The organism is Streptomyces sp. BRA346 (genome assembly GCF_052851135.1).
In genome coordinates this window covers 30,189-55,270 of record NZ_JAIWIH010000023.1, presented here as the reverse complement: position 1 = coordinate 55,270, position 25,082 = coordinate 30,189, and the positions used below count along the sequence as shown (strand labels likewise).

Here is a 25,082-nt window from a genome sequence, read left to right as displayed (position 1 = left end):
GAGCCGAGCGGGCCACCGTCACGGCCGGGGCCCGGGCCGCCGGGCCGAGGGCGGCCCGTCGCGCCGCCGGTCCGCCGACCGGCCGGGGGCGCCGGTCGGCCCCTGCCCGGCCTCAAGCCCGGGCAGCTCCCGCCACCACTGCTCCTCCCGGATCCGGCCGCCGGGCGCCGTGCGATCCGGCGCCCCCGCGATCACCCCGACGATCTGGGCCAGCACCCGCTCGGCCATCGTCTCGCCGTCGGCCGCCGATGACCTGTGTGCCGACGACACGCCCTCCCTTCGGGGGCCGTCCCCCGGGTCGGCGGGCGGTGGCCCCTCCAGTGCGCGCCCGAGCGCCCGCAGCTCGCCGGGCAGCCCTTCCCCGTCCATCCCCTATGCCTCCCCGCACTCCCTGCCGTGTCTGCCGTGTCTGCCGTGTCTGCCGTGCCCGCCCGGGCCCCTCACCGGGCCGGACCGCCTCGTCCGCCTCCAGCAGCAGCTCCAGCCGCCGCAGCGCGCGGCTCAGCCGCGACTTCACCGTGCCGCGCGGCCAGCCCAGGGCCGCCGCGGTCTCCCCCTCGTCCAGATCCAGCAGATAGCGGTAGGTGACCACCCACCGCTGCGGCTCGCTCAGCTGCCCCAGCGCGGCCATCAGCCGCGCCCGCCGCTCGTCCGCGAGCGCCATGGCCGCCGGATCCGCGCTCTCCGGTATCGCCGGATCGGCCCCGGCCATGGCCCGCTCCCGGTCGACCGCCGTCTGCTGCCGACGCGCCGAGCGCACCGCGTTCCGCGTCTGATTGGCGACGATCCGCAGCAGCCACGGCCGGAACGCCGCGTCGTCCTTGAAGGTGCCCAGCGCGAGATACGCCTTCACGAAGGCGTCCTGCACCACATCCTCGGCGTCCGCTCCCGCGCCCAGCAGCGCGGCGGTGCGCAGCGCTATCGGCGTGTGGGCGCGCACCAGCTCGGCATAGGCCCCGGTCTCCCCGGCCCGCACCCGAGCGATCACGCCCGCATCCGGCCCTGTTTCGACGAGCCCTGCTTCGTCCTGCGCTGCGTCCTGCGCTTCGTCCTGCGCTGCGTCCTGCGTTTCGTCCCGCGCGACGAGGTCCCCCTCCCGCGCCCCCTCACGAGTCCTCACACCTTTGATACACCGGCGGACCGAGTCCGGTTCCACACCTGAGAGAATGGGTGACATGGCCCTTGATCGTCCCCGTGCGCTCTCCGGTATCCAGCCCACCGCAGGCTCCTTCCACCTCGGGAACTACCTCGGTGCGATCCGGCAGTACGTCGCGCTTCAGGAGACCCACGACGCGTTCTACACCGTGGTCGACCTGCACGCGATCACCGTTCCGCAGGATCCGGCGGAGCTGCGCGCCAACAGTCGGCTCGCCGCAGCCCAGCTGCTCGCCTCCGGTCTCGACCCGGACCGCTGCACGCTCTTCATCCAGAGCCATGTGCCCGAGCACGCCCAGCTCGGCTGGGTGATGAACTGCCTCACCGGCTTCGGCGAGGCCTCCCGCATGACCCAGTTCAAGGACAAGTCGGCCAAGCAGGGTGCCGACCGGTCGACCGTCGGCCTCTTCACGTACCCGATCCTCCAGGTCGCGGACATCCTGCTCTACCAGGCCAACCACGTCCCCGTCGGCGAGGACCAGCGCCAGCACATCGAGCTGACCCGCGACCTCGCGGACCGTTTCAACGGCCGCTTCGGCGAGACCTTCACCGTTCCCGACGCGTACATCGTCAAGGAGACCGGGAAGATCTACGACCTCCAGGACCCGACGGTCAAGATGAGCAAGTCGGCCTCCACGCCCAAGGGCATCGTCAACCTCCTCGACGAGCCGAAGGTCTCGGCGAAGAAGATCAAGAGCGCGGTCACCGACCTGGAGACCGAGATCCGCTTCGACGAGGAGAAGAAGCCCGGCGTCAGCAATCTGCTGACCATCTACTCCACCCTCACCGGCAGCTCCATCAAGGAGCTGGAGGGGAAGTACGAGGGCAAGGGGTACGGCGCGCTCAAGACCGACCTGGCCGAGGTGCTGGTCGAGTGGGTGACGCCGTTCCGCGAGCGGACCCAGGAATACCTGGCGGACCCGGGGACGTTGGACGGAATCCTGGCCAAGGGCGCGGACAAGGCTCGTGCCGTCGCCGCCGAGACGCTGGCGCTCGCCTACGACAAGGTGGGGTTCCTGCCCGCGACGCGGTGAGCGTCCCGGTGGGCCGCGCGTCGAGCGTCCCGGTGGGCTCCCAGGACGCGCGGGGCCCCGGCGGGCGCCGGGGGAGTGTACCGCGGCCCACCCCTGACCAGGGGGTTCTTCGGCCCGAGTGCCGAAGAATCGAGGAATCTAGCCGCGAAGGCGGCACAGCCGCCACACTGGCACCGGTGCAGCGGACTGAAGCCCAGCAGCCCGGGAGGGCCAGGAGGGAGAACGCAGTGGGGACCGTAACGCTCGGCGTTTCGATCGCGGTCCCGGAGCCGTACGGCAGCTTCCTCCAGGAGCGGCGCGCGGGCTTCGGGGACCCGGCCGCCCATGGCATTCCCACCCACGTCACCCTCCTGCCACCGACCGAGGTCGACGCCGCGGCGCTGCCCGCCGTCGAGGAGCATCTGGCCCAGGTCGCGGCGGTGGGGCGGCCGTTCCCGATGCGGTTGGAGGGGACGGGCACCTTCCGCCCGATCTCTCCCGTCGTCTTCGTCAAGATCGTCGAAGGCGCCGAGGAATGCATGCTGCTACAGGAGCGGATCCGGGCGGCGCACGGGCCGTGCGCCCGTGAGCTGCTGTTCCCGTACCACCCCCACGTCACCGTCGCGCACGGGATCGACGAGGAGGCGATGGACCGGGCGTTCGCGGAGCTGAAGGACTTCGAGGCCGCCTGGACGATCAACGGCTTCGCGCTCTACGAGCAGGGGACGGATGGAGTCTGGCGGCTCGACCGCGAGTATCCCTTCGGCGCGGGCGGGCCCGGCGAACAGCCCCAGACGGCCACCCCGGTGGTGCCCCGTCAGGTCGATCTCACCCGCCCGGCCGCGCCCTCTCCCTGGTGACCTCCCGCCCCGCCCGATGAAGCGGTCGGCGGAATGGCGTAGCGAAAGTCGTGGAGTGGCCGAGAAACGGGAACCCGCCGCCGAGGAGTAAAAATCGGCGGAAGGGTAGTTGTTGATCATGGACTGGCTGACCCGGTTGCCGCTCATCGGCCCCGCCCTCGCCCGCGTGATGCGCACCCACGCCTGGCGTTCCTACGAACGGCTGGATCGCGTCCACTGGACCCGCCTGGCGGCCGCGATCACCTTCATCAGCTTCCTCGCCTTCTTCCCCCTGGTCACCGTGGGGGCGGCCATCGGCGCCGCGACGCTCACCGAGTCGCAGATGCATCAGCTCCAGCGGAAGCTCGCCCAGCAGATCCCCGGCATCTCCGGTCAACTCGATCTGAGCGGCCTGATCCAGAACGCCACGACCATCGGGATCGTCGCGGGCGCCCTGCTGCTGTTCACCGGCATCGGCTGGGTGGGCTCGCTGCGCGAATGCCTGCGCGCCGTCTGGGAGCTGGAGGAGGATCCCGGGAACCTGGTGACGCGCAGGCTCAAGGACGGCCTGGTCCTCATCGGTCTGGGCGGCGTCGCCCTCGCCTCGTTCGCGGTCTCGACGCTCGCCGTCACCGTCGTCCGCCGGCTGACGCAGCTCCTCCACATCCCCGAGCACGGGGTGGGCGGCTGGCTGTTGTGGATCGCCGCGTTCCTGATCGCCGTCTCCGCCGACTTCCTGCTGCTGTGCTACGTCCTGACCTGGCTGCCCCGGGTCGAGCCGCCGCGCCGGAGGGTCGTGGTCGCGGCGCTCATCGGCGCGATCGGCTTCGAACTGCTGAAGCTGCTGCTGAGCAGCTATCTGCGGGGAGTGGCGGCCAAGAGCATGTACGGGGCGTTCGGCGTGCCCATCGCGCTGCTGCTGTGGATCAACTTCACCGCGAAGCTCACGCTGTACTGCGCCGCCTGGACCGCCACCGGATCGGCTGCCGAGGAGGCGGGCGAGAAGGCCGCCGAATCCGACGACGGGGACGGGGACGGGGACGGGGACGGGGATGAGGGTTCCGCACCCCTCGGGCCGAGCGGCCGGGCCGAGGGGCCCGGCCGCTCGGCGGCGTGACGTTCACCCCCGGCGCGGCCAGCGGCGGTGCACCGCGTACGCCACCGCGCCCAGCACGGCCAGCGAACCGGCCGCGATCCCGGCCGCCGTCCACATGCCGCCCGAGTCACCGCCCGAGATGGACGCCTGGGTGTGCTCGTCCCCGTTCTTCTTGCCGTCCGCCGAGGCATGGCTCTGGTTCAGGCCCGCCGGTCCGGGGCGGACGAGGGTACCGACGGGATTCACCGAGTCGGCCGCGTTGAACCCCCAGTCGAGCAGCTTCGCCGTCTCCTTGTAGACCCCGTAGGGCTCCGACTTCTGCGGGTTCATGACCGTGACCAGCAGCACCCGCTTGCCGCGCTGGGCCACCCCGGTGAAGGTGGAGCCCGCCTTGCTCGTATAGCCGTTCTTGACCCCCGCCAGACCCTTGTAGGGCTTTACGTCGATGCCGGTCAGCAGGCGGTCGGTGTTCTGGATCCCGAAGCTCATGCGGACCTTCTTGCCCTTTTTGTCCTTTTTGTATTCCCCCGGGAACTGGGCGGTCGCCGTCGCGCAGTACTCCCGGAAGTCCGCGTTCTGTAGCCCGGACCGGGCGAACAGCGTGAGGTCGTACGCGCTGCTGTACTGGCCGTCCTCGTCATAGCCGTCCGGCGTGACCACATGGGTGTCCAGCGCGTTCAGCTTCTTGGCGTGCGCCTGCATGTCCCGCACGGTCGCCGGGACGCCGCCGTTCATCGCGGACAGGACGTGCACCGCGTCGTTGCCCGAGCGCAGGAAGACGCCCAGCCACAGGTCGTGCACCGTGTAGTCGAGGTTCTCCTTCACCCCCACCAGACTGCTGCCCGCGCCCACCCCGGCCAGGTCGGACGCCCGCACGGTGTGCTTCTGCGTCTTGGGGAACTTCGGCAGCACGGTATCCGCGAACAGCATCTTCAGCGTGCTCGCGGGCGGCAGCCGCCAGTGGGCGTTGTGCGAGGCCAGCACCTTGCCCGACTCGGCGTCCGCGACCATCCAGGACTTACCGCTCAGCTCCTTCGGCAGCGCGGGCGCGCCCCGCTTCGGATCCACCTGGGTGCCGGGTCGGCCGAGCCGCGCCCCGCCCACCGTGGACATCCGGGCGGGAGGCTTCGCGGCCTCGGCCCCCTTGGCGCCGCCCGGGTCGTCGGCGGCGAGAGCGGGGGAGGCGAGCAGGGGGGACATGAGGGTGGACAGCAGCAGGGCGGCGATGATGGCCGGCGGCGCGGCGGCGCTTCGCGACGTGAAGGTGTTCGAAGAGATCGGCACGTCTGCGAACGTACCCGCAGCCGTGGCGGACGGCGAAAGTGCCGCCACCTTACGGGCGGTGGCCCCCCGCGTGGAGGTACGCGGCCGGGTGCCCATACTGGAGACCATGAAGCTCAGCCGCCCCGTGTCCTGGTTCCTGCTCGCCTTCGGGGTCTGGAGCTGGGTCATCTGGTTCACCTTTGTCAAAAACCTGTGGAAGGACGCCAGCGGGCTCGCTTTTGACGACGCCGGCGACCCCACCGCGTACTTTTGGGTGCATCTGCTGCTCGCGATCACGTCCTTTCTCTTGGGGACGGCCATCGGGGTGATCGGGTTGCGTGGGTTGCGCGCTCTGCGCCGAAATGACGCCGAAGAGTAGCCGTCCGGACAGTTCCACAGCCGCGTAGCCACACAGCCGCGTAGCCACACAGCCGCGTAGTCACATAGCCGCATAGGGGAGACCAGGGATGGTCGTGCTCTTCGTCCTGATCGCACTGGCCGTCGTCGGTCTGCTCGTCGGCGTGCACTGGTACGTGTGGCGGCGGCTGATCCGCGACACGACCGCGCCCGGCGGACGGGCCCGCCGTACGGGCACGGCGGCGGCCTTCGCGCTCCCGCTGATCAGCGTCGGGGCCCTGGCCGCGGGGCGTACGGGCGTGCCCTTCCCGATCCAGCGGGCGCTGGCCTGGCCGGGGTACCTGTGGCTCGCGCTGCTGCTGTACCTGACCCTGGCCCTGCTGGTCGGCGAGGCGGTACGCCCCGTCCTGCACGCCTGGCCGAAGCGCCGCCGCTCCGTCGCCGCCGAGATGGCCGCAGCCCCGGCCCCGGCCTCCGATCCGGCCCCGGCCCCGGCCCCCGATCCGGCCCCGGACCCGGCCCCGGACCCGGTGCCCGCCGCCGCGACGGGAGGCACCGCGACCGTGACGGCGGAGGCGTCCCGGACACCCGAGACCGCGGAGGCACCCGCGACGGCCGGGGTGACCGACGCCGCCGAGACCGGACGTACGACGACCTCGCGGCGGCTGTTCGTCGCCCGGGCCGTGGCCACGGGTGCGGCGGTGGCGGCCGCCGGAACGGTCGGGTACGGCACGTACACCGTGCTGCGCGGGCCGCGGGTCAAGCGCGTCACCGTGCCGCTCGCCAAGCTGCCGCGCCGCGCGCACGGCTTCCGGATCGCCGTCGTCAGCGACATCCACCTCGGCCCGGTCCTCGGCCGCTCGCACACCCGGCGCGTGGTCGAGACGATCAACCGTACGAACCCCGACCTCGTCGCCGTCGTCGGCGACCTCGTGGACGGCAGCGTGGCGGACCTCGGCCCGGCCGCCGAGCCGCTGCGCGGGCTGCGCAGCCGTCTCGGGAGCTTCTTCGTCACCGGGAACCACGAGTACTTCTCCGGCGCCGAGCAGTGGGTCGACCACGTCCGCGAACTCGGCGTCCGCCCTCTGGAGAACGAGCGCGTCGAGCTGCCCTGGTTCGACCTCGCCGGGGTGAACGACGTGACGGGGGAGGACGAGGGGCAGGGGCCCGACTTCGACCGGGCGCTCGCCGACCGCGACCGGGCGCGGGCGTCCGTCCTGCTCGCCCATCAGCCGGTGGTGATCGACGACGCGGTGGAGCGGGGCGTCGACCTCCAGCTGTCCGGCCATACCCACGGCGGGCAGCTGTGGCCCGGGAAGTACGTCGCGGCGCTGGCCAACCCGACCGTGGCGGGGCTGGAGCGGTACGGCGACACCCAGCTCTACGTGACCCGCGGCGCGGGCGCCTGGGGCCCGCCGGTGCGGGTCGGGGCGCCGCCGGACGTCACCGTCGTGGAACTGGCCTCAACGCGCGCCTGACGCCCATTCCGGGGCGCGGTGCGCGGCCGGTACGGGCTGCTCGTCGGCCACCGCCGCGCGTCGCGAATCCGGCGGCCACGGCGAGCAGTTCGACGGGATCGAGGGCCGAGGACCGCCGCCGCGCCCGCGCGCCCGGGGCCAGGCCGACGACCAGCGTCGTCAACCGCCGCCCGAACGGGGCGCCCGAGCCGTCCCGGGAGGATCCGAGGACGGCGGCACCGGCCGTAATGATCTTGAGGGCTACGAGCCCTTCGTGCTCTTCTCGAAGGAGCTGAGGAAGACGCCGAGCGCCTGCTTGTTCTCCTTGGCGTTCCAGTCGTGGGCCGGTGTCGTCCACCGGATGGAGAAGCCCCGGCCGCCGCCGACCAGGAAGCCGCGGCCGAACGTGCGGAGCCGGTCCTGCCCGACCGCGGTGCTCCACTCCATGTCGGCGGCCTCCCAGTCGCGGTAGTCGACCCGGCGGATGTCGTCGATCCGCTGGAAGCCGGGGTACAGCTTCTCGATCGTCGGGATGAGGCGGCGCCAGCCGTCGACGGGGTCCTCTTCGGGGCCCTGCCCGAAGGTCACCACCAGATTGCGGTCGTCGCCCTCCGCGGCGAACTTGATGTGGAAGCGCGAGCCGCTCTTGACCTGCTTCCAGCCCTTGGGGAGGTCGATGGAGAACCCGCCCGCCTCGCTCGTGTAGCGGTAGTAGCCGGGCGGCGGAGGGTCGTCGGGGCCGGGGTAGGCACCGCCACCGCCTCCGGCGGGGGGCGGCGAGGAAGAGGGGGACGACGGGGGCTGACCGGGGGCGGACGATCCGGGCGGGGCCGAATCGCCGGGTGCGGAGGACGGGGGGTCCTCGCGCGGCAGGCTGGGGGCTCCGCCCGTCGGCGGGGCGGAGGGGGAGGTGTCGGAGGCGCGGTCGTCGCCGGTCAGGCCGCTGGTGGTGGCCAGGGCGAACACGGAGGCCACCGTTCCGAGGACCAGGGTGGCGACGGCCAGCGCTAACGGCCCGACGCGGCGCTTGCCATGGCGGCCCTCGGGCCCGCCGTCGCCTCTGCCGCCTCCGCTTCCTCCTCCGCCGCCGCGCCGTGCCGACGGGAACCACGCCTCGTACGTATTGCGCAGCCACGGCAGGCGCGGCGCGGAGCGGATCGGGACGGGTTCGCCCTCGTTGAGGATGCGTTCCAGGGCCTGGCGCACCACCGGTGCGGTCAGCCGCTCCCGCGGATCGTCGCGCAGCAGCCCGTGGATGACCTGGACGAGCGGCCCCGCGTGCGGCGGGGACGGTGCGGGTTCCTCCCGGATGATCCGCAGCGTCTCCTCCGGCGAGGCCCGGCTCCGGTGCGGCGGACGGCCCTCGACCATGGCGAACAGGACCGCGCCCAGCGCCCACAGGTCCGACGCGGCGCACGCGCCGGTGCCGCGCGCCTGCTCCGGGGAGGCGTACGCGGGGTCGGTGACCTGCCGCGACGGCTCGGTGCCGACGTGGCCGAAGCCGGACAGGACGACCTCGCCGTCCGAGCGCATCAGGACCCGCGCGGGGCTGATGTCACCGTGGACGATGCCCGCGCGGTGGGCGGAGTCGAGAACGGCGAGGAGTTGCAGGCCGATGCGGGTGGCACGGACCGGATCCAGCCCGCCGCGCCATTCGAGTTCCACACTTAACGGGCGGCTGTCGCTCATGGGCCGGCCGATTCGTTCCTCTGCGCCGCGCTCCTGCGTGCCGGTCACGCTTTCACCCCTTGATGAACGTGCCCCATCCACCCTCTTCCCCTGGAGGTACGTCGAGGTCGCGGCGGGCGTTCAACGGCTGTGAAAACGCTATGAGTCGCCACAGCGCGACGGGCCCGCCCCCGGGCGAGGGGGCGGGCCCGTACGAACCAGCGGAAGCCTCAGCGGCGACGGTTCAGAAGCGACGCGTGATCAGCGCGCGCTTCACCTCCTGGATGGCCTTGGTGACCTCGATGCCACGCGGGCACGCGTCGGTGCAGTTGAAGGTGGTGCGGCAGCGCCAGACGCCGTCCTTGTCGTTCAGGATCTCCAGCCGCTGCTCACCGCCCTCGTCGCGCGAGTCGAAGATGAAGCGGTGCGCGTTGACGATCGCCGCCGGGCCGAAGTACTGGCCGTCGTTCCAGAACACCGGGCACGAGGAGGTGCACGCGGCGCACAGGATGCACTTGGTGGTGTCGTCGAAGCGCTCGCGGTCCTCGGCGGTCTGGAGGCGCTCCCGCGTCGGCTCGTTGCCCGTCGTGATCAGGAAGGGCATCACATCGCGGTAGGCCTGGAAGAACGGCTCCATGTCCACGACCAGGTCCTTGAGGACCGTGAGGCCCTTGATGGCCTCGACCGTGATGGGCTTCTCCGGGTTGATGTCCTTGATCAGCGTCTTGCAGGCCAGCCGGTTGCGGCCGTTGATCCGCATGGCGTCGGAGCCGCAGATGCCGTGGGCGCAGGAACGGCGGAAGGTCAGGGTGCCGTCCAGGTCCCACTTGATCTTGTGGAGGCCGTCGAGGACGCGCTCCTTGGGGTCGATGTCGAGCTGGAAGTCCTCCCAGTACGCCTCGGCCGCGACCTCCGGGTTGAAGCGCCGGATCCGGAAGGTGACCGTGATCGTGTGCGCGGCGGTGGCGTCGGCCGGCTCCGGAGCCTGGTCCTGCTTCTCAAGCGTGGGGGTGCTCATCAGTACTTACGCTCCATCGGCTGGTAGCGGGTCTGCACGACCGGCTTGTAGTCGAGGCGGATGGACTCGGAGCCGTCCGCGCCCACCTCTCGGTACGCCATGGTGTGCCGCATGAAGTTGACGTCGTCGCGGTTCGGGTAGTCCTCGCGGTAGTGGCCGCCGCGCGACTCCTTGCGGGCCAGCGCGGAGATGGCCATGACCTCGGCCAGGTCGAGCAGGTTGCCCAGCTCGAGGGCCTCCAGGAGGTCGGTGTTGAACCGCTTGCCCTTGTCCTGGACGGAGCAGTTCTTGTAGCGCTCGCGCAGGCTGCCGATCTCCTCGACGGCCTCCTTGAGCGTCTGCTCGGTGCGGAAGACCATGACGTTCTTGTCCATGGTCTCCTGGAGCGCCCGGCGCACCTCGGTGACCCGCTCGGTGCCGGTGGCGTCGCGCAGGTTCTCGACCTGGTCGCGGACGAACCCGGCCGGGTCCTCGGGGAGTTCGACGAAGTCGGCCGTGGCGGCGTACTCCGCGGCGGCGATGCCCGCGCGGCGGCCGAACACGTTGATGTCGAGCAGCGAGTTGGTGCCCAGCCGGTTGGCGCCGTGCACGGACACGCACGCGACCTCGCCCGCGGCGTACAGGCCCGGCACGACGGTGTCGTTGTCGGACAGCACCTCGCCCTCGACGTTGGTCGGGATGCCGCCCATCGTGTAGTGCGCGGTGGGCTGGATCGGGATCGGGTCGGTGTACGGCTCGATGCCCAGGTAGGTGCGCGCGAACTCGGTGATGTCCGGCAGCTTGGCGTCCAGCTGCTCCGGCGGCAGGTGGGTCAGGTCGAGGAAGACGTGGTCGCCCTCGGGGCCGCAGCCGCGGCCTTCGCGGATCTCCGTGTAGATGGACCGTGACACCACGTCGCGCGAGGCCAGGTCCTTCATGACCGGCGCGTACTTCTCCATGAAGCGCTCGCCGTCCTTGTTGCGGAGGATGCCGCCCTCACCGCGGGCGCCCTCCGTCAGCAGGATGCCCATGCGCCAGATGCCGGTCGGGTGGAACTGGAAGAACTCCATGTCCTCCAGCGGCAGTCCGCGCCGGTACGCGACGGCTTGGCCGTCACCGGTGAGGGTGTGCGCGTTGGAGGTGACCTTGAAGAACTTGCCGCAGCCGCCGGAGGCGAAGACGACGGACTTCGCCTGGAAGACGTGCAGTTCGCCGGTGGCCAGCTCGTACGCCACGACACCGGCGGTGCGCTTGACCCCGTCGACCTCGGTCATCAGGAGGTCCAGGACGTAGAACTCGTTGTAGAACTCCACGCCCTCCTTGACGCAGTTCTGGTACAGCGTCTGGAGGATCATGTGGCCGGTGCGGTCCGAGGCGTAGCAGGACCGGCGGACCGGGGCCTCGCCGTGGTTACGGCTGTGGCCGCCGAAGCGGCGCTGGTCGATCGTGCCGTCCGGGGTCCGGTTGAACGGCAGGCCCATCTTCTCCAGGTCGAGGACCGAGTCGATGGCCTCCTTCGCCAGGATCTCGGCGGCGTCCTGATCGACCAGGTAGTCGCCGCCCTTGATCGTGTCGAAGGTGTGCCACTCCCAGTTGTCCTCCTCGACGTTCGCGAGGGCGGCGGCCATGCCGCCCTGGGCGGCGCCGGTGTGGGAGCGGGTCGGGTACAGCTTGGTGAGCACCGCCGTACGGCTGCGCTTCGTCGACTCGATGGCCGCGCGCATGCCGGCGCCGCCGGCGCCCACGATGACGGTGTCGTACTTGTGGATCTTCATGAGTGGATACCTCAGCCCCGGGGCCTAGCGGATGTTCGGGTCGAAGGTGAAGATCACCAGGGTGCCGAGCACGATGGTGAATCCGGCCGCCGTGTAGAGCAGCCCCTTCAGCCACAGGCGGGTGTTGTCCCGCTCCGCGTAGTCGTTGATGATCGTGCGCAGGCCGTTCGCGCCGTGCAGCGTGGCGAGCCACAGCATGATCAGGTCCCATGCCTGCCAGAACGGCGAGGCCCAGCGGCCGGCCACGAAGGCAAAGCCGATCTTGGTGACACCGCCGTCCAGCACCAGCTGGATCAGCAGATGGCCCAGGACGAGGACGACCAGCACGATGCCGGACAGGCGCATGAAGAGCCAGCCGTACATCTCGAAGTTGGTACGGGTCGCCTTGGGCGTCTTACGGGTACGGGCCCGCGGCGGCTCGATGACCGGCGCCGGGTGGTCCACGTCGTACGCGCTGACGGCGTCGGTCGCGGGGGTGGTGGTCTCGGCGGACATGTGCGTCAGCTCCCGAACAGTTCGCGCAGCGTGTGCTGGAGGATCGGGTAGAAGGCACCGGCCATGAGGACGGCCCAGATTCCGACCACGGACCACAGCATCTGGCGCTGGTACTTCGGGCCCTTCGACCAGAAGTCCACGGCGATGACGCGCAGCCCGTTGAGGGCGTGGAACAGGATGGCGGCCACGAGGCCGTACTCCATCAGGTTCACGATGGGCGTCTTGTACGTCGCGACCACGTCGTCGTACGCCTCGGGGGACACACGGACGAGCGATGTGTCCAGGACATGCACGAACAGGAAGAAGAAGATGAGGACGCCGGTGACTCGATGAGCCACCCAGGACCACATGCCTTCCCGGCCGCGGTACAGCGTTCCAGCCGGCACGGAAAACCCTCCGGAAGCGGGGACTGGGGCCTGCCGGCTTGACTGTCGGTCGGGCCCGGCCGGGTACGGTCCACCGGCCCTGGCCATCGTAGCGACGTGCTGTCGGAACGCTCGCGCGGGGGGCTCAGGTGTGATCAAAGAAGCACGTGTGGGCAGGTCACGCGGGTCTGAATCGGGAGATATCCGACATAGGTGCACCCGGGGTCGCCAGCCGGGTGAGCCGCCCGCGGGCGATGCGGCGCAGCTCCTCGGCGGCGTTGACCCGCTCCTCCTCCGGTTCGTTCCCCAGCCGGTCCCGGATTCCGGTCAGCAGCCGGTCCAGCGTCTCGTCGGGGGCCAGGCCGTCCAGGCAGATCACGAAGGCATGGCCGAAGCGCTGCTCGTACGCGGCGTGCGCGGCACGTAACGCGGTGTGCGCGGCCAGCGAGCCGACCCCGGTCTCGGCGGGCGGCGGATGGCCGGTCATGGACTCGTCGGCCAGCGCCTCGGCGAGATCGGCCGGGGTGAGGTCGTAGCTCGCCTCGTCCCCGGCGGCCAGCAGCGCGTCGAGATCGGGGTACGGGCGGTGGTCCGCGATCAGCCGGGCCCAGCGGCGGCTGCCGCAGCAGGAGAGCAGCGCCGCCTCGGCGGCGTCGGCGGCCAGGCGGTTGAGCCGGTCGAGGCTGTCTGTGGTGCTGAAGCTGGACAGCGTGGACTCCTTGGGCGCGCGGGGACACAGGGGGCGCGTGGGGGAGGTGTGCTGGGAAGCGTGAGCAGTACACGGTAACGACGCGAAGAGGTAGGTGTGGCGGAGAGAGCGTAAATTCACTCGTAGGGGGACGTTTTATGGCGTGAAGTAGACATCGCGGCCCAGCACAGCACAGTCCGACAACAGGAGGTGCGCGCCATGGGGTTGCCCGTCGGGGCCGCCAAGGCGGCCATCCTCCGCGGCAGCGTCGCCGGCGCCGCCGCGACCGTCGTCCTCATCGGCCTCGGCTGTCAGCAGACGCAGCCCACGCAGCACGGCTCGGGCTCCCCAGGGGCTCCCTCCGTCCCCACGCGGCACACCGCGGGCTCACCGGCCACCCACGCCAGTACGGCGCCCACCTCCGCCTCTCCCACCTGGCCGCGCTCCACCGCACCCCGCACGATCCCCTCCGTCCGCGAATTCACGCCGCGGTCCGGGCCCGGCTGGAAGCCCGGCAAGAACAGCCGGGTGGTCGCCGACCTCAAGGGCCCCCTCGCCGATGAGGCCCGCATGACCGCCGCCGAGCTGGGGCTGCGCACCGCCTCCGGCACCCCGCGCCGCGGTGATCTGTCCCTCGCCGTCGCGCCCGGTCAGGGCGGCGGCGCCGAGGGGTACACGCTCACCGTCCGCAAGGGCAGCGCCCGCGTCACCGGCCCGGCCACCGCGGGCGTCTTCTACGGCACCCGGACCGTGAAGCAGGCCGTTGCTTACGGCGGCAAGCTCCCCGAGGGCGTCATCCACGACCGCCCCGGCCGCGCCCAGCGCGGGCTGAACCTGGACATCGCGCGCAAGTTCTACACCGCCGGATGGATCGAGGCGCGGCTGCGCGAGATGGCCGACCTCAAGCTCAACCAGCTGGGCCTGCACTTCTCGGACGACCAGGGATTCCGTATCCAAAGCGATACCAACCCCGGGATCGTCTCGCCGCAGCACCTCACCAAGGCCCAGGTCCGGCGGATCGTCGCGCTCGCCCGGCAGCTGCACATCACGGTCGTGCCCGAGATCGACTCGCCCGGCCACCTCGGCGCGGTGATCAAGCAGTACCCGGAGCTCCAGCTGCGCAACGCGGGCGGCACCTCGTTCCAGGGCGACGTGGACATCTCCAAGCCGGGCTCCGCCCGGATCGTGGACCAGCTGATGCGCGAGTACGCCCCGCTCTTCCCCGGCCGCTACTGGCACCTGGGCGCCGACGAGTACCTGGCGCTCACCGTCAAGGACCCCGAGGCGTCGTTCCCGCAGCTCGTCGCCGCCGCGAAGCGCCAGTACGGCTCCCGGGCCACCGTCCAGGACCTGGCCACCGGCTGGCTGAACGACCGGGCGGCGGTCGCCCGGTCGCTCGGCAAGGAGCCCAAGGCGTGGAACGACGGCTTCTTCAGCGGCGGCGTCATCGCGCCCGACAAGAACATCGAGGTCGAGTACTGGACCGGCCGCACCCGCTGGCCCGCCCGGCCGCCGGTGGAGTACCTGCGCGAGGGCCGGAACGTGGTGAACCTCAACTCCGAGTACCTCTACTACGTGCTCGGCGAGCCCAACGGCTTCTATTACCCCACCGGCAAACGCATCTACGACGAATGGACGCCCGCCACCCTGCGCGCGACCCAGCCCGTCTCCGACAAAAAGCTGACCGGCCCGAGCCGCATCCTCGGCGCCCGCTTCGCGGTCTGGTCCGACCATCCCGAGGCGCAGACCGAGCAGCAGGTGGCCCGGGGCATCCGGCTGCCGCTCGCCGCGCTCTCCCAGCGCCTGTGGAACCCCGGGAAGCCCCCGCTGAGCTGGTCCGCCTTCACCCGTCTCGCCGAGCGGCTGGGAGTCTGAGCAGCACGAGGCAGGGCAGAACGCGGCACGAGCCAGGCACGGGAAGGCAGGGGGAGAAGGAGGGACGGCCGGGGCCGCCACCCCCCACAGGAGAGGCCCCGACCGCCGTCCAGCGCGGGCCCGTGAAGGCCCTTGCTCCTTATAGCGTCGCACGCTTCGAATGCGTCACACCCGCTGTGGACCCGAAACCTGACCGTTACGGGCACGCGCACGGGCCCGCCCGGCGTGTCCATGCCCTGGGCCGACTCTGGACGGGACCGGTCGGATGCCCGTAACGTGCAGGTCCGCGCTGCGGGCGCGGTCAGATTTATTTTCTCGCGTGGCTCCGATCGGGCCACGTCCCCAGGGGGATCAAGAAATGTATCCGTGCGGGAACTGCCGCGCTGTCGCCGTCGGCCCCGACGGTCGCTGCGCGGCGTGCGGCACCTATCAGCAACAGCTGAATCCGGCTCCGACCACCGGACCCGGGGGATACGCCGCGGCGCCGCCCGTGAACATGCCCGCGGCGGGCGCCATGCCGCCGGGCGGCGTCGACCTGCGCCGCGGACTGTCCACGGCGCTCACTGTGCTGTTCTCTCTGATGATTCCCACGCTGATCCTGGTCATGATCGGGCGCGGGGGCCAGTACGGTGTCGTCTCGGACATGCTCAGCAACAACGGCGATGTGTCCCTCGACGACGCCAACGAGGCCGACGCCTTCTACGTGGCCATGACCGGCCTCAACGCCCTGGTCGCCATTCCGGCCACGATCGTGTGGGCCATCTGGTTCCGGCGGCTGCGGCGGAACGCCGAGGCGTTCGCGCCCGGCCAGCATCGGATGAGCCCTGGCTGGGCCGCCGGGGCCTGGTTCACCCCCGTGGTGCAGCTCTGGTTCCCCAAGCAGATCGCCAACGACATCTGGCGCGCCAGCTCCCCGCAGGGACCGCACCAAGTCAACCGTGGTCTGCTCAACGGCTGGTGGGTGACCCTCCTCGTCTCGATCGGCGTCGGCTTCATGGGAAGCGTGCAGTACACGGCCGCCGACACGAAGCTGACGCAGATGGAGAGTGGCGACGTCAGCGGCTTCGGCGAGGTGCGCGGGGTGATCGAGGACATGAAGTCGGCCCTCGGCATCAGCATCTTCGCGATGGTGATCACCATCGCCGCCGCGATCCTCGCCCTGCTGCTCGTCCGCCAGATCACCGCCATGCAGGAGCAGCGCGCCGCGCTGCCGCCGCAGGGCCCGCAGGGCCAGATGCCGCCGTCCCCGTACGGCGCGCCCGCGCCCAACCCGTACGGTGGCGGCGCCCCCGCCAACCCGTACGGCGCGCCCGCCTCGTCCCCGTACGGTGGTGGCGCACCGCAGATGCCTCCGGTCGTCCCGCAAGCCCCGCCCGCCCCGCCGTCCGGCCCTCCCGCCGGGTCGCCCTACGGGCAGGGCTAGCGCGCCGCCCGGCATCGCTGGACCGAGACTTCTCCGAGTGGGGCAGGAAGAGAGCGTGCAGGGGGACGACGCGGAACTGACCGCCGCGGTGAACGCGGCGCAGGATGGGGACGAGACCGCCTTCCGGACCGTGTACCGATGCGTGCACCCCCGGCTACTCGGTTACGTCCGCACCCTGGTCGGTGACGCCGACGCGGAGGACATCACCTCCGAGTCCTGGCTCCAGATAGCCCGCGACCTCGGACGGTTCAGCGGGGACGCCGACCGGTTCCGCGGCTGGGCCGCCCGCATCGCCCGCAACCGCGCCCTCGACCACATACGGATGCGCGGCCGCCGCCCGGTCATCGGCGGTGACGAGACCGAGCTGGAGGCCCGGGCGTCCGAGGCCGACACCGCCTCAGAGGCGCTGGAGTCCCTCGGCACCGGCCGCGCGCTCAGCCTCGTCGCCCAGCTCCCGCAGGACCAGGCGGAGGCGGTGGTGCTGCGGGTGGTGCTCGGACTGGACGCCAAGAGCGCGGCCGCGGTCCTCGGCAAACGCCCCGGCGCGGTACGCACCGCCGCCCACCGCGGCCTGCGGCGGCTGGCCGATCTCCTCGGTGACACGCCCGTGCTCGACGGGATACCCGGGCAGCGGGAGACGGGGGTGGCCAGGTCCGCGGGTGTGACGGAATCGGGCGCGCCAACGCAGAAAGACATGTGATGGCCGACGACCACCGCTATAGCTGGCTGGATGACATGGCCGCGGAGCGGCTGCTTCGCGGTGAACCGGTCGAGGGGCAGCACGGCACCCCCGACGGCCGGAACGATCGGCCGCACGCCGAAGCGGAACGCCTGGCGGCCGTGCTCGGCGCCGTGGCCGAGGCGGGGCGCCGCACCGACGGCGCCAACGCCGACAGCACCGCCCCGCTCCCCGGCGAGGAGGCGGCGGTGGCCGCTTTCCGCGCCGCCCACGCCAAGCCGTCGGTGGTCGCCATTTCGGCGGAAGGCCAGGTGGGGGACAAGTCAACGCGCATAGCGCGACCGGCCGACCCTGCCGCGCCGCGGACCGGATGGCGCGGGAGGCGGCGTCCGCTGCGCGCGGGCATGGTGGCCGCGGTCGCCGGGTGCGCGCTGAGCGGCTTCGCGGTCGCGGCGGCGGCCGGTGTGCTGCCGTTCGGGCAGAGCGGCGGCACCCCGGGCCCGGGCTCGAGCGTGTCGGACACCGGCCCCGGGAGCGGGGAGTCGGCGCGGCCGGAGATCTCCGAGGACGACGGCTCGCCCGATCCCCACGCCCCCGGCACCTCGGAGGGTGCCCAGGGCCGCGGCGTGCCGGGCGGCCACGACGGCAAGGGCAAGCACGGCAAGCACGACCGGCAGGACAAGCCCGGCAAGCAGGGCAAGGGCAAGGGGGCGAAGTCCGGCGCCTGGGGCACCGGCACCGGCCCGGACAACGGCACCGGACAGCGTGCCCTGGGCGCCTGCCGCCGCTACCTGGCGGCGGAGGCCGGAACCGGCCCCGGCGTCGGCCCGGAGGCGATGCAGAAGCTGAAGCGGGCGGCGGGCAGCCGGTCCGCGATCCACGGCTACTGCGTACGGCTCGTCGGCGACGACCCCGTTCCGCGCGGCGGTACCGACGATACGGGCACGTCCGCCGGTACCGGGGACGACTCCGGGAGCGACGACGGCGGGTCCTCCAACCCCGCGCCCCCGCCGCCCTCCGGGGACGGCGGCGGTACGCCGAGCCCGGAGCCCACGCCGTCGTCCGACACCCCGTCGAGCACCCTGTCCGGCACCCCGTCGAAGGAACTGTCCGACACCCCGTCCGGCGGCTCGTCCGAGACCTCGTCCGGCGGCTCGTCCAAGGACTCGTCCGCGACGCCGTCCGACTCCGCGACGCCTGCGAAATCCGGCGCTCCCTGAGGCGCCCGCGCACCCCCCGCGCATCTGGTGTGACGTTTTTTTCAGGGGTGACGCTGTAAGAAACGGGCCGACTGGTCATCGGCCGCGCGAGAGCCGAGGTTCCCCCCGTACCGACGGCTCCGCGCATCGGCGCGGGCAGAGCACGTTCCCCCGGCTCTGCCCGCGCCACCCCTTTCTTTGCACACTCAGCCGGCGCCGCTCTCGCGGACCGGGTTCTCACCGTCGTGGTCCCTCCATTGACGGTTGCGGCCCTTACTTGTAGACCACGACCTTGTCGCCCGCTTTCACTTGGTCGAAGACCGCCGCGATCTTCTTCTTGTCGCGGACGTTCACACATCCGTGCGACGCCCCGTTGTAGCCGCGGGCGGCGAAGTCGGCCGAGTAGTGCACCGCCTGGCCGCCGCTGAAGAACATCGCGTACGGCATCGGGGTGTCGTAGATCGTCGAGACGTGGTCCCGGCTCTTGAAGTTGACCTGGAAGAGCCCCTCCCGGGTCGGCGTGTACTGCGAGCCGAAGCGCACGTCCATGGCCGAGACGACCCGGCCGTTGATCATCCACGCCAGCGTCCGGCTGCTCTTGCTGATGCACAGCACCCGCCCGGTCAGGCACCGCGAGTCCGGCTTGGCCGGCGGGTTGGTGGTCGGCGGGTACAGCTCGTCGCGGGTGGGCGGGGTGGTGCGGGACCGCAGGGAGGTCCAGGTGCGGCTGTCCACCGAGCCGGTGGCCGGCAGGCCGCGGGCGCGCTGGTAGGAGGTCACCGACGCGCGCGTCACCGTGCCGAAGTAGCCGGTCGGGTTGCGGTCGAAGTGCCCGAGCCGGCGCAGCCGCGCCTAGAGTTCGCGCACCCGTTCGCCGCTGGTGCCGAAGGCGATGACGGGCGGCGCCACCCGCGGGGCGCCGCGCGGCTTCGCCGCCACCCGGGTGCGGGGCGGGGCGGCCCGGTGGGGCGTGGCCCGCGGGGTGTGGGTGAACGTGCGGTGCGGGCGCGGCGCTGCCGTAGGGGTGCGGGGCGCCGCGCTCGCCGTGCTCGCGCCCGCACGCGGCTCCGCTCTCGTATGTCGCTGTCCGTCCAGGGTCACCGTCTCGCCCCGGCAGCCCGCCACGAGCGCCGCCGCGGCGGCCGTGGCGAGTGCGGTGCGGACGACCGATCTTCCATGCATGGATCCCCCTCTTCACCGGTTCGTCGCCCGGAATGTTGCCCGGGGCTGCCATGCGCCGAACATCGGCGCATGCTGTGAAGAAGGCCCTGAATGGGTACAAGGGCAGGTATAAGCCACCAGAAGGCAGGGACCCATGGCGCGCGAGTCGGAGTCGGGATTCCCGATCGAGCCGGTGTACGGGCCCGGCCGCGACCGCGGCGCGCTCGGCGAGCCCGGCGCGTACCCCTTCACCCGCGGCGTCTATCCGTCGATGTACACCGGCCGTCCGTGGACGATGCGTCAGTACGCGGGGTTCGGCACCGCCGCCGAGTCCAACGCCCGCTACCGGGAGCTGATCGAGCACGGCACGACCGGTCTTTCGGTCGCGTTCGACCTGCCCACCCAGATGGGCTACGACTCCGACGCGGCGCTCGCGCACGGCGAGGTCGGCAAGGTCGGCGTCGCCATCGACTCGATCGAGGACATGCGGATCCTGTTCGACGGCATTCCGCTCGACCAGGTCTCGACGTCGATGACGATCAACGCGCCCGCAGCGATGCTGCTGCTCCTCTATCAACTCGTCGCCGAGGAGCAGGGGGTGCCGGGGGAGCGGCTGACCGGCACCATCCAGAACGACGTCCTCAAGGAGTACATCGCGCGCGGTACGTACATCTTCCCGCCCGCACCCTCGTTGCGGCTCATCGCGGACATCTTCCAGTACTGTCGGACTGCCCTGCCCAAGTGGAACACGATCTCGATCTCCGGTTACCACATGGCCGAGGCCGGTGCCTCGCCCGCGCAGGAGATCGCGTTCACGCTCGCGGACGGCATCGCGTACGTCCGTACGGCGCTCGCGGCGGGCATGGGCGTGGACGACTTCGCGCCGCGCCTCTCCTTCTTCTTCGTCTCCCGTACGACTCTCCTCGAAGAGGTCGCCAAGTTCCGCGCCGCGCGCCGGATCTGGGCGCGGGTGATGCGCGAGGAGTTCGGGGCGCGCGACCCGAAGTCGCAGATGCTGCGCTTCCACACGCAGACCGCGGGCGTCCAACTCACCGCCCAGCAGCCCGAGGTGAACCTCGTCCGGGTCGCCGTCCAGGGGCTGGCGGCGGTGCTCGGCGGCACCCAGTCGCTGCACACCAACGCCTTCGACGAGGCCATCGCCCTGCCCACCGCCACCTCGGCCCGGCTCGCGCTGCGCACGCAGCAGGTGCTGGCGTACGAGACGGACGTGACGGCGACCGTCGACCCGTTCGCGGGCTCGTACGCGGTGGAGGCGCTGACCGACGCCGTCGAGGAGGCGGCGGTGGACCTGATGCGCCGGGTGGAGGATCTGGGCGGCGCCGTGGCCGCCATCGAACAGGGCTTCCAGAAGGACGAGATCGAGCGCAACGCGTATCGCATCGCCCGCGAACAGGAGGCGGGGGAGCGGGTGGTGGTCGGGGTCAACCGGTTCCGGACCGACGCGGACGAGCCGTACGAACCGCTGCGCGTGGACCCGGCCATCGAGGAGCGCCAGCGCGACCGGCTCGCCCGGCTCCGGGCCGGGCGGGACCGCGCGGCGGTGGGGGCGGCGCTGTCGGCGCTGAAGAAAGCGGCCGAGAGCGAGCCGGGCACGGCCAATGTGCTCTACCCGATGAAGGACGCGCTCGCCGCGCGGGCCACGCTCGGCGAGGTGTGCGACGCGTTGCGGGAAGTGTGGGGCACGTATGTCCCGGCTGATGCATTCTGAGCGGTAACGGCTGTATCCGGGGGGTCAGGGGGGATGGGTCCGATGAGGGCTTCATGGGGGCGGGCCGCGGCGGCGGTCTGGTGCGCGCTGGCCGCGACGGCGATCGCGGGCTGCGGCGGCGAGGGGGAGGACCGGGTCTTCGGCGGGCCGAGCGGCAGCGCCGCGTCATCGCCCTCCGCCGCGCCGCCCTCGGCCGTGGCGCGGGACGCGGAGCCGCTGCGGTTCCTGCCCGTCGAGGCGACGGCCCAGGGGGCGTGTCCGAGCCGTACGGCGCTGGGCGCGAGCCCGGACGCGTACGCCACGTACCGGGACGCCGCGGCGGACACCTGCTACGTGGTCACGCCCGCCTCCGGTATGACGGCGCGTCCCGCCTGGGCGAAGGCGGGTTACGAGGCGACGTCGGGCGCGGGCTGGGTCGTGACCGTCGGCCTCACCGGCCGCGACCGTGCCCGCTTCGCGCGGCTCACCGGCACGCTGGCCGCGCAGGCGCCGCCGCGGAACCAGCTCGCCATGGTGCGCGACGGCACGCTGCTGTCCGCGCCGTCCGTCGCCCAGGCCCTCACCGGCGGCACCGTCCAGATCTCCGGGAACTTCACCGCGGACTCGGCCCGGAAGCTCGCCCGGGACATCCGCGGCGGGTGAGCGACACTGGGGTCATGTCTGCTCCCCGCCGCACCTGTCCGGTCTGCACCCGTGAGATCGCGGTGGTCGGCGGGCGCTTCGCCCGCCACGATCCGCCCGGCCGCCGCTCCGACTACGAGCTGGTGTCGTGCCCCGGATCGCGGCGGATCGCGCCGCTGCTGACCACCCCGCCGAAGCTGTTCGGCGGGGACGAGCCGCCGACTCCGGGCCAGCAGCCGCTGTTCTGAGTCAGCTCACGAGCCGGGAGGCGAGCACGACCCCGGGGCTGGACTCGGCCAGCGCCTCGCCGAGCCGGTCACCGGCCGCCGTCAGCGCGGCGTCGTCCATCGGCCCGAGCGCGTCCAGCACGAACATGGCGCGGGTGGTGGTGTGGGTGAGCCGGGTGCGGGTGCACTGCCGCCAGTTCCACCGGCGGCAGGTGACGCCCGCGTCGTCCCGCCACACCACCTCGCCGGGCGCGGGGTGCTCCACGGCGGGCTCGCCGCTCGCCGTCGTCTCGAACGCCTCGTCGCCCGTGGCGCGCACCAGCCGGGCCGCGCCGGTGTAGTGGTCGAGGTCTTCGCCGCCCAGTGGGATCACATGGCCGACCGAGATCGCGTTGTAGAGGTCGGTCAGCCGGTCCACCCGGGGCAGCCCGGCGTCCAGCCTGCGCAGCAGCGCCTCCGCGCTGGGCCGGGTGCGCTGCGGCTTCGCGCCGAAGCCGCGGAACGCCTCGCGCCAGGCGGCCAGATGCGGATGCTCCTCCACCGGCTCGCCCCCGAAGCGCTCCCGCGCCTCCGTCTCGGCGGCGGACAGCCACTTCTCGCTCAGCTCGTCACTGGGCCCGGGGCGCAGGCCCTCTGCGGTGATGAGCAGCGCGCGGTAGTCGGGGCGCAGCGCGTGCACGGCGGGGTCGACGGTGGCGGAAGCGAGCCAGTGGGATGCGGTGGACGTCGTCATGCGGTCCACTATGACATACGTATCAGTGCATTGTTTTGCACTGTCCGCGGTCCTAGAACAGGCCGATCTGGACCGTGAGCATCGCCATCACGATGGCGAGGACCCAGCCGATGGCGTGCTCCACCAGCTCGTCGCGGTCGGAGCCGGAGGGGCCGCCGGTGCCGGTGTGCGGGACGGCGATCTCGGTCATGCGGGTCGTCCTTGCTACTGGGAGAGGCTGAGTCTGCTGGGAGAGGCGCTTGGAGATGCTGCGGAGGATGGTGATGATGGTGATGAAACGGGCAACCACTGTTGCCCAGGGTGCGTGGCGTCCCCTCCCCGGGTAAAGGGGGAGTGGCCTAATTCACCTCTGTGTGAGAGCGAGGAGGTCCATCGTTGACCAGCGTCATTCCGAAGGGGCTGGGCCAGCAGGTCAAGGCGCTGGCCGACGGCGAGGTGACCTCGCGGGCGCTGGTCGAGCAGGCGCTGCGCCGCATCGCCGAGACCCAGGCCACCCTCAACGCCTTCCGGCGCGTCCGGACCGAGGCCGCGCTGCGCGAGGCCGCCGACGCCGACCGGCGGCTGGCGGCGGGTGAGCGGCTGCCGCTCCTCGGGGTGCCCATCGCGGTCAAGGACGATACGGACGTGGCGGGCGAGCCGACCGCCTTCGGCTGCTGCGGCGACTTCCCGGCCAAGACGGAGGACGGCGAGGCGGTGCGGCGGCTGCGGGCGGCCGGGGCCGTGATCGTCGGCAAGACGAACACGCCCGAGCTGGGCCAGTGGCCGTTCACCGAGGGCCCCGCCTTCGGCGACACCCGCAACCCCTGGAACCTCGCCCACACCCCCGGCGGCTCCTCCGGCGGCGCCGCGGCCGCCGTCGCCGCCGGGCTGGTCCCCGCCGCGCTCGGCTCGGACGGCGCGGGCTCGGTCCGCATCCCGGCCGCCTGGAGCCATCTCGTCGGCATCAAACCGCAGCGCGGCCGGATCTCCACCTGGCCGGACGCCGAGTCCTTCAACGGCATCACCTGCAACGGCCCCCTCGCCCGCACCGTCGCCGACGCCGCCCTGCTGCTGCACGCGGCCAGCGGCAACCGCGACGGCGACCTCCACTGTCCGGACCCCGTGGACGTGCTGTCCGCCCCGGGCCGCGACCCGGGGCGGCTGCGGATCGCCCTGTCGTTCAAGCCCGCCTTCACGGGCACGCCGAAAAGCCTGGACCCGGCCGTCCGCGCCGCCGTCACCCGGCTCGCCGAACGGCTCGCCGCCCTCGGCCACGAGGTCGAGGAGGCCGAGCCGCGCTACGGCGCCGTCGGGCTCGCCTTCCTGCCGCGTGCCACGGCGGGCCTGTGCGAATGGGCGGCCCGCGTCCCCGATCCGCTCCTGCTGGACGTCCGCACCCGCGCCGCCGCCCGCAACGGCCGCCTCCTGCGCGGCACAGCCCTGCGCCTCGCCCGCGCCGCCGAAGAGCCCCTGCGGCGCCGAGTCGGGGCCATCTTCCAGCGGTACGACGTCGTCCTCTCTCCGACGACCGCCACCCCGCCCCTGCCCATCGGCGCCATGGCCCGGCTGTCCGGCTGGCACACCGACCGCGCGGTGATCGCGGCCTGCCCGTACGCCTGGCCCTGGAACGTCCTGGGCTGGCCCGCCGTCAACGTCCCCGCGGGCTTCGCCGACCCCGCCACCACCCTCCCCCTGGGCGCCCAACTCCTGGGCCCGGCCTGTAGCGAACCCCTGCTGATCTCCCTGGCGGCGCAGCTGGAGGCCGACCAGAGGTGGTACGAACGCTGGCCCCGGGTCGAGCGCTAGGGGGGTGTCTTGCCGATCATGCCGGGCTCGCGACGCCGCTGTCCGCGCTCGTCGCGCGCAGCGCCTCCCCCAGCTACCGCTGGGAGGTGCCCCCTGCGCTCTCCTCACGCGGGTTGCGAGCTTCCCCCAGCTACCGCTGGGAGGTGCCCCCTGACGCCGCTCGCTGATCCGGCCTGATCGACAAGACACCCCCTAACGCCGGTCGGCCGCGTGCCGGTCCCGGGCCCGCTCCAGCGCGGCGTCGAAGTCGCGCTGGGTGTCGTCGCACCAGTGCAGCAGATCGGCGAGGAGCAGCCGCAGGGTCTCGCCGGGGCTCCGGCGCCACCCGTCGCCGGAGAGCGTGTAGGTCTGGAGGGCCTCGTTGGCGCGATGCACGGCCTCTTGGTGTGCGCTCGGCGTCGTCATGCCCGGGTGTCCTCTCGTTCCTGGTCGTCCGTCGAAAACTGAAACGCATTGTATATTTGCAACGCAATTCAGGATTG

At 72.0% G+C, this 25,082-nt stretch carries 25 protein-coding genes and 1 pseudogene; 13 read left to right on the top strand and 13 right to left on the bottom strand.

Annotated features, from left to right (window positions below; translation table 11 throughout):
- Positions 1-436: 436 nt before the first annotated feature.
- Positions 437-988 (bottom strand): annotated as a pseudogene (locus LCH29_RS26065) (RNA polymerase sigma factor); the annotation flags it as partial.
- A 187-nt stretch (positions 989-1,175) separates the two neighbouring features.
- On the opposite strand from LCH29_RS26065, the gene trpS reads away from it, so the two are divergent.
- The 3 genes from trpS (at position 1,176) to LCH29_RS26050 (ending at position 4,124) form a co-directional block, all read left to right on the top strand.
- The gene (trpS, locus tag LCH29_RS26060) at positions 1,176-2,189 is read left to right on the top strand and encodes a tryptophan--tRNA ligase (RefSeq protein WP_123106313.1); all 1,014 of its coding nucleotides are present in this window, start codon (positions 1,176-1,178) and stop codon (positions 2,187-2,189) included.
- A gap of 227 nt (positions 2,190-2,416) precedes the next feature.
- Complete coding sequence (locus tag LCH29_RS26055) at positions 2,417-3,028, top strand: 2'-5' RNA ligase family protein (protein ID WP_446464148.1); 612 nt, start codon at positions 2,417-2,419, stop codon at positions 3,026-3,028.
- Between the two features lie 118 nt (positions 3,029-3,146).
- The gene (locus LCH29_RS26050) at positions 3,147-4,124 is read left to right on the top strand and encodes a YihY/virulence factor BrkB family protein (protein ID WP_446464147.1); all 978 of its coding nucleotides are present in this window, start codon (positions 3,147-3,149) and stop codon (positions 4,122-4,124) included.
- Positions 4,125-4,127: 3 nt separating this feature from the next.
- Here LCH29_RS26050 and LCH29_RS26045 read toward each other — a convergent pair whose 3' ends face one another.
- Positions 4,128-5,483, bottom strand: a complete 1,356-nt coding sequence (locus LCH29_RS26045; RefSeq protein ID WP_446464146.1) for a D-alanyl-D-alanine carboxypeptidase family protein — start codon at positions 5,481-5,483, stop codon at positions 4,128-4,130.
- A gap of 10 nt (positions 5,484-5,493) precedes the next feature.
- On the opposite strand from LCH29_RS26045, the gene LCH29_RS26040 reads away from it, so the two are divergent.
- Together LCH29_RS26040 and LCH29_RS26035 are read left to right on the top strand one after the other, a co-directional pair.
- On the top strand, positions 5,494-5,745 hold the full coding sequence (locus LCH29_RS26040) for an SCO4848 family membrane protein (protein ID WP_055547269.1): 252 nt from the start codon (positions 5,494-5,496) through the stop codon (positions 5,743-5,745).
- A gap of 88 nt (positions 5,746-5,833) precedes the next feature.
- On the top strand, positions 5,834-7,201 hold the full coding sequence (locus LCH29_RS26035) for a metallophosphoesterase (protein ID WP_446464145.1): 1,368 nt from the start codon (positions 5,834-5,836) through the stop codon (positions 7,199-7,201).
- A 240-nt stretch (positions 7,202-7,441) separates the two neighbouring features.
- On the opposite strand, the gene LCH29_RS26030 is transcribed toward LCH29_RS26035, so the two are convergent.
- From LCH29_RS26030 to LCH29_RS26005, 6 genes are all read right to left on the bottom strand, one after another.
- On the bottom strand, positions 7,442-8,869 hold the full coding sequence (locus LCH29_RS26030; RefSeq protein ID WP_446464144.1) for a serine/threonine protein kinase: 1,428 nt from the start codon (positions 8,867-8,869) through the stop codon (positions 7,442-7,444).
- A gap of 223 nt (positions 8,870-9,092) precedes the next feature.
- A complete protein-coding gene (locus tag LCH29_RS26025; RefSeq protein WP_446464143.1) occupies positions 9,093-9,866 on the bottom strand; it encodes a succinate dehydrogenase iron-sulfur subunit in 774 nt (257 codons plus the stop codon).
- The gene (gene sdhA / locus LCH29_RS26020) at positions 9,866-11,620 is read right to left on the bottom strand and encodes a succinate dehydrogenase flavoprotein subunit (RefSeq protein ID WP_123107237.1); all 1,755 of its coding nucleotides are present in this window, start codon (positions 11,618-11,620) and stop codon (positions 9,866-9,868) included. Before sdhA ends, LCH29_RS26025 begins: the two co-directional genes overlap by 1 nt.
- A 24-nt stretch (positions 11,621-11,644) precedes the next feature.
- On the bottom strand, positions 11,645-12,115 hold the full coding sequence (locus LCH29_RS26015; protein WP_446464142.1) for a succinate dehydrogenase hydrophobic membrane anchor subunit: 471 nt from the start codon (positions 12,113-12,115) through the stop codon (positions 11,645-11,647).
- Between the two features lie 5 nt (positions 12,116-12,120).
- A complete protein-coding gene (sdhC, locus tag LCH29_RS26010; RefSeq protein WP_123107239.1) occupies positions 12,121-12,501 on the bottom strand; it encodes a succinate dehydrogenase, cytochrome b556 subunit in 381 nt (126 codons plus the stop codon).
- A gap of 157 nt (positions 12,502-12,658) precedes the next feature.
- On the bottom strand, positions 12,659-13,219 hold the full coding sequence (locus LCH29_RS26005; protein WP_446464251.1) for a 2-oxo-4-hydroxy-4-carboxy-5-ureidoimidazoline decarboxylase: 561 nt from the start codon (positions 13,217-13,219) through the stop codon (positions 12,659-12,661).
- A 168-nt stretch (positions 13,220-13,387) separates the two neighbouring features.
- Here LCH29_RS26005 and LCH29_RS26000 point away from each other — a divergent pair, with 168 nt between their 5' ends.
- The 4 genes from LCH29_RS26000 (at position 13,388) to LCH29_RS25985 (ending at position 18,365) form a co-directional block, all read left to right on the top strand.
- A complete protein-coding gene (locus LCH29_RS26000) occupies positions 13,388-15,043 on the top strand; it encodes a beta-N-acetylhexosaminidase (protein WP_446464141.1) in 1,656 nt (551 codons plus the stop codon).
- Positions 15,044-15,539: 496 nt separating this feature from the next.
- Complete coding sequence (locus tag LCH29_RS25995; protein ID WP_446464250.1) at positions 15,540-16,466, top strand: DUF4328 domain-containing protein; 927 nt, start codon at positions 15,540-15,542, stop codon at positions 16,464-16,466.
- Positions 16,467-16,521: 55 nt separating this feature from the next.
- Complete coding sequence (locus LCH29_RS25990) at positions 16,522-17,166, top strand: RNA polymerase sigma factor (RefSeq protein WP_446464249.1); 645 nt, start codon at positions 16,522-16,524, stop codon at positions 17,164-17,166.
- Positions 17,166-18,365 carry a hypothetical protein gene (locus tag LCH29_RS25985; protein ID WP_446464140.1) on the top strand — a complete coding sequence of 400 codons (1,200 nt, stop codon included), beginning with the start codon at positions 17,166-17,168 and terminating at the stop codon, positions 18,363-18,365. The genes LCH29_RS25990 and LCH29_RS25985 overlap by 1 nt, the downstream gene beginning before the upstream one ends.
- A gap of 252 nt (positions 18,366-18,617) precedes the next feature.
- Here the strand turns inward: LCH29_RS25985 and LCH29_RS25980 are convergent, their stop codons facing one another.
- Together LCH29_RS25980 and LCH29_RS25975 are read right to left on the bottom strand one after the other, a co-directional pair.
- Positions 18,618-19,190 carry a L,D-transpeptidase family protein gene (locus LCH29_RS25980; RefSeq protein WP_446464248.1) on the bottom strand — a complete coding sequence of 191 codons (573 nt, stop codon included), beginning with the start codon at positions 19,188-19,190 and terminating at the stop codon, positions 18,618-18,620.
- Between the two features lie 6 nt (positions 19,191-19,196).
- A complete protein-coding gene (locus LCH29_RS25975) occupies positions 19,197-19,526 on the bottom strand; it encodes a hypothetical protein (protein WP_446464139.1) in 330 nt (109 codons plus the stop codon).
- 133 nt (positions 19,527-19,659) lie between these two features.
- On the opposite strand from LCH29_RS25975, the gene LCH29_RS25970 reads away from it, so the two are divergent.
- The 3 genes from LCH29_RS25970 to LCH29_RS25960 are packed head-to-tail and all read left to right on the top strand — an operon-like array spanning position 19,660 to position 22,103.
- Positions 19,660-21,234 carry an acyl-CoA mutase large subunit family protein gene (locus LCH29_RS25970; RefSeq protein WP_446464138.1) on the top strand — a complete coding sequence of 525 codons (1,575 nt, stop codon included), beginning with the start codon at positions 19,660-19,662 and terminating at the stop codon, positions 21,232-21,234.
- A gap of 42 nt (positions 21,235-21,276) precedes the next feature.
- On the top strand, positions 21,277-21,876 hold the full coding sequence (locus LCH29_RS25965) for a SecDF P1 head subdomain-containing protein (RefSeq protein ID WP_446464137.1): 600 nt from the start codon (positions 21,277-21,279) through the stop codon (positions 21,874-21,876).
- 14 nt (positions 21,877-21,890) lie between these two features.
- Positions 21,891-22,103: a hypothetical protein gene (locus LCH29_RS25960; protein ID WP_055546847.1), complete on the top strand. Its 213-nt coding sequence runs from the start codon at positions 21,891-21,893 to the stop codon at positions 22,101-22,103.
- 1 nt (position 22,104) lies between these two features.
- Here the strand turns inward: LCH29_RS25960 and LCH29_RS25955 are convergent, their stop codons facing one another.
- Together LCH29_RS25955 and LCH29_RS25950 are read right to left on the bottom strand one after the other, a co-directional pair.
- On the bottom strand, positions 22,105-22,815 hold the full coding sequence (locus LCH29_RS25955) for a B3/B4 domain-containing protein (protein ID WP_446464136.1): 711 nt from the start codon (positions 22,813-22,815) through the stop codon (positions 22,105-22,107).
- Positions 22,816-22,867: 52 nt separating this feature from the next.
- The gene (locus tag LCH29_RS25950) at positions 22,868-23,005 is read right to left on the bottom strand and encodes an SCO1431 family membrane protein (RefSeq protein WP_446464135.1); all 138 of its coding nucleotides are present in this window, start codon (positions 23,003-23,005) and stop codon (positions 22,868-22,870) included.
- Between the two features lie 185 nt (positions 23,006-23,190).
- Between LCH29_RS25950 and LCH29_RS25945 the strand changes: the two genes are divergently transcribed.
- Positions 23,191-24,600: an amidase gene (locus LCH29_RS25945; protein WP_446464134.1), complete on the top strand. Its 1,410-nt coding sequence runs from the start codon at positions 23,191-23,193 to the stop codon at positions 24,598-24,600.
- Positions 24,601-24,792: 192 nt separating this feature from the next.
- Here the strand turns inward: LCH29_RS25945 and LCH29_RS25940 are convergent, their stop codons facing one another.
- Complete coding sequence (locus LCH29_RS25940) at positions 24,793-25,005, bottom strand: hypothetical protein (protein WP_446464133.1); 213 nt, start codon at positions 25,003-25,005, stop codon at positions 24,793-24,795.
- Between the last annotated feature and the right edge of the window lie 77 nt (positions 25,006-25,082).

Bases quoted from the DNA above. Each gene is read 5' to 3' on its own strand.
- trpS (WP_123106313.1), top strand. From the start codon at position 1,176: ATGGCCCTTGATCGTCCCCGTGCGCTCTCCGGTATCCAGCCCACCGCA.
- LCH29_RS26050 (WP_446464147.1), top strand. From the start codon at position 3,147: ATGGACTGGCTGACCCGGTTGCCGCTCATCGGCCCCGCCCTCGCCCGC.
- LCH29_RS26045 (WP_446464146.1), bottom strand. From the start codon at position 5,483: ATGGGCACCCGGCCGCGTACCTCCACGCGGGGGGCCACCGCCCGTAAG.
- LCH29_RS26040 (WP_055547269.1), top strand. From the start codon at position 5,494: ATGAAGCTCAGCCGCCCCGTGTCCTGGTTCCTGCTCGCCTTCGGGGTC.
- LCH29_RS26035 (WP_446464145.1), top strand. From the start codon at position 5,834: ATGGTCGTGCTCTTCGTCCTGATCGCACTGGCCGTCGTCGGTCTGCTC.
- LCH29_RS26030 (WP_446464144.1), bottom strand. From the start codon at position 8,869: ATGAGCGACAGCCGCCCGTTAAGTGTGGAACTCGAATGGCGCGGCGGG.
- LCH29_RS26025 (WP_446464143.1), bottom strand. From the start codon at position 9,866: ATGAGCACCCCCACGCTTGAGAAGCAGGACCAGGCTCCGGAGCCGGCC.
- sdhA (WP_123107237.1), bottom strand. From the start codon at position 11,620: ATGAAGATCCACAAGTACGACACCGTCATCGTGGGCGCCGGCGGCGCC.
- LCH29_RS26015 (WP_446464142.1), bottom strand. From the start codon at position 12,115: ATGTCCGCCGAGACCACCACCCCCGCGACCGACGCCGTCAGCGCGTAC.
- LCH29_RS26000 (WP_446464141.1), top strand. From the start codon at position 13,388: ATGGGGTTGCCCGTCGGGGCCGCCAAGGCGGCCATCCTCCGCGGCAGC.
- LCH29_RS25995 (WP_446464250.1), top strand. From the start codon at position 15,540: ATGCCCGCGGCGGGCGCCATGCCGCCGGGCGGCGTCGACCTGCGCCGC.
- LCH29_RS25985 (WP_446464140.1), top strand. From the start codon at position 17,166: ATGGCCGACGACCACCGCTATAGCTGGCTGGATGACATGGCCGCGGAG.
- LCH29_RS25975 (WP_446464139.1), bottom strand. From the start codon at position 19,526: ATGCATGGAAGATCGGTCGTCCGCACCGCACTCGCCACGGCCGCCGCG.
- LCH29_RS25970 (WP_446464138.1), top strand. From the start codon at position 19,660: ATGGCGCGCGAGTCGGAGTCGGGATTCCCGATCGAGCCGGTGTACGGG.
- LCH29_RS25965 (WP_446464137.1), top strand. From the start codon at position 21,277: ATGAGGGCTTCATGGGGGCGGGCCGCGGCGGCGGTCTGGTGCGCGCTG.
- LCH29_RS25960 (WP_055546847.1), top strand. From the start codon at position 21,891: ATGTCTGCTCCCCGCCGCACCTGTCCGGTCTGCACCCGTGAGATCGCG.
- LCH29_RS25955 (WP_446464136.1), bottom strand. From the start codon at position 22,815: ATGACGACGTCCACCGCATCCCACTGGCTCGCTTCCGCCACCGTCGAC.
- LCH29_RS25950 (WP_446464135.1), bottom strand. From the start codon at position 23,005: ATGACCGAGATCGCCGTCCCGCACACCGGCACCGGCGGCCCCTCCGGC.
- LCH29_RS25940 (WP_446464133.1), bottom strand. From the start codon at position 25,005: ATGACGACGCCGAGCGCACACCAAGAGGCCGTGCATCGCGCCAACGAG.